Origin of the sequence: Bartonella sp. AD13SXNS, assembly GCF_042196465.1 — a bacterium.
Lineage (GTDB): Bacteria > Pseudomonadota > Alphaproteobacteria > Rhizobiales > Rhizobiaceae > Bartonella.
In genome coordinates, this window is record NZ_JBHIQI010000055.1 from 1 (window position 1) to 2,022 (window position 2,022).

Genomic DNA, 2,022 nt, shown 5'->3' on the forward strand with positions numbered 1-2,022 from the left:
CATAAAAATGACTTTGTTGGTACAAAGATTGGCAAAAATCCTTACACTTTTGAGCAAATACCTCCTGGAAGTGGTCCCTGGAAAGAGAGAGGGCAAATATTTAAGGGCTACCCCAGTGTTCATGCTTGTTATGGTCATGCAGGTTATGCGTGTACATCGCGCTATGGTTCACCTAATCGTACGCCAATTTATTCAAAATATTCAGGGAGGAAAAAATGAAGAAAATCTTGAAATTATTAAGTGGTCTCATTCTGTTAAATATCGCTGGATGTAACATTGATAAGCCTGCTCCAGGGTATTTGAGTATGTGGGAGAAAAATAGTGTTACTGATTTTACTGAGGTAGGAAAAGCTTTGTTAGAATGTGGTATGCCAACGCCTTATGATGTTGATCCAGAAAGTGAAAATATAAGCATTAATGCTAAAGCAACAATTCATGCTTGCATGCTCCAAGCAGGATTCCGTTATAAAGATAAGTTGGGAGGTAATTGGTGTTATACTTTTAGAGCCGAAAACCTTCCCATATGTCGTCCAGGTGCTGTCATACCACAGCGCAGTGTCAAGAAGCGTTTGAACAGCCCTTTTTGTAAAAAGTATAAAAATGCACCTGAATGCGAACCTTAAGTCTTGCTTCAGCAGAGAAAGCCTTGTCCGTTCTTACGTGACAAGGTTTTCTTTTTATGCCGCGTCGTTATAACGTTGCTGTTTTGCTTGCTCGATGACATTGAAAAGATCTGATTGTAACCAACGGGATAAAAAGCCAAATTTTAAAGGTTTTGGGAGAGAGCCATTGGTTACATGACGGCGGAATGTTGAAACACTCATATGAAGCAATTTTGCACTTTCACGGTCTGTTAAAAGAATAGCATTTTCTGTCATACTAAAATCCTTTCACTATAAAAAAATGGTAACAAATCATAACCATTTATTAACCACATTTTGGTTCATTTAGAAAGATGTTTTATTCATAGAAAACAATATTTTATTATACAATTTCTAATGTGATAATTTATGAGTCTTATTGAGAGAGAATGAGAGAGAAGAGAGCTAAAGTTATCCACAGATAATGGGGTTATTCACCCCATATTTTAGGTTTGACTCGTGACATAAGCCGCCCATTTATCCATATAGACACGGCGCTGTTCTAGATAGTCAGTGCGACGATAGGAGCGCTCTACTTGTCCTCCTACTGTATGACTTAGAATAGTTTCAGCGACCTCATAGGGAGCATCGGTTGTTTCTGCTAGCCAATCGCGTAAACTAGAGCGAAAACCATGCGGGCAGGCTTCAAGTTTATTGTCTCTCATATATTGAGCCATACACTTCTCAGCGAGGGGACCGCGACCTTTAGCAGAAAAAAAGAAATCATTACGAGAAAGCAATCGTGCTTGTTTTAAAATGTCTAATGCTTCAGTTGATAAAGGCACGCGAAATTCTTTTGTTGTATCACGCTTGCCTTTCATATTTTCAGCAGGTATGGTCCATATATCCCCATCAATTTGATCTTTATGAATATGACGTAAAGGATTGGTACGAACACCTGTCAGAATAAGCAAACGCAAAGCCAGTTGTGTTATGGTTGATGCTTCACAGAGTGTTTTATAAAAAGCCGGAACCTCTCTCCAATCCATGGCTGGTCTATTAGTGACCTTATGGCGTTGTTTTCCTAAGAGAGCTTTTGCTTTTTCTACAGCTTGTAAATCAACATCTACACCTAATGCAGCCGCATGTTTGAGACAAAGATTAAGACGTATCAATGCTGTTCGAGCAATTACAGCCTTTGTATGCCAAATGGGAGAAAGGGTATTGCGTATCTCTGTTTGCGTAATCTCTGAAACGGGTAAACAGCCTAATTTAGGGAGAATATGAAGGCGTAAAGGTGTAAACCATTTACCATTTTTACCATCACCTTTTAATTCAGCTTTACGGCTTTCAAAAGCATCTAAAGCAATATCTTTTAAATAATGGAGATTGCGCATTGCCTCACGCTTTTGTTTGTTGCGTTCTTTAATAGGGTCACGCC

Annotated in this window: 3 protein-coding genes and 1 pseudogene; 2 read left to right on the forward strand and 2 right to left on the reverse strand. The window is 38.9% G+C overall.

Annotation, left to right across the window (positions count from 1 at the left end; genetic code table 11):
• Positions 1-219, forward strand: a pseudogene (locus ACFIMQ_RS09250) (hypothetical protein); the annotation flags it as partial.
• A complete protein-coding gene (locus tag ACFIMQ_RS09255; RefSeq protein WP_375702423.1) occupies positions 216-623 on the forward strand; it encodes a hypothetical protein in 408 nt (135 codons plus the stop codon). The pseudogene ACFIMQ_RS09250 and the gene ACFIMQ_RS09255, both read left to right, overlap by 4 nt.
• A gap of 54 nt (positions 624-677) precedes the next feature.
• On the opposite strand, the gene ACFIMQ_RS09260 is transcribed toward ACFIMQ_RS09255, so the two are convergent.
• Positions 678-878 carry a helix-turn-helix transcriptional regulator gene (locus tag ACFIMQ_RS09260; RefSeq protein ID WP_375621744.1) on the reverse strand — a complete coding sequence of 67 codons (201 nt, stop codon included), beginning with the start codon at positions 876-878 and terminating at the stop codon, positions 678-680.
• A gap of 209 nt (positions 879-1,087) precedes the next feature.
• A partial coding sequence (locus ACFIMQ_RS09265) for a tyrosine-type recombinase/integrase (RefSeq protein ID WP_375703918.1) occupies positions 1,088-2,022 on the reverse strand: 935 nt, incomplete at its 5' end.

What these genes read in the sequence shown, in the direction of transcription:
- ACFIMQ_RS09255 (WP_375702423.1), top strand. Translation starts at nt 216, where the DNA reads ATGAAGAAAATCTTGAAATTATTAAGTGGTCTCATTCTGTTAAATATC.
- ACFIMQ_RS09260 (WP_375621744.1), bottom strand. Translation starts at nt 878, where the DNA reads ATGACAGAAAATGCTATTCTTTTAACAGACCGTGAAAGTGCAAAATTG.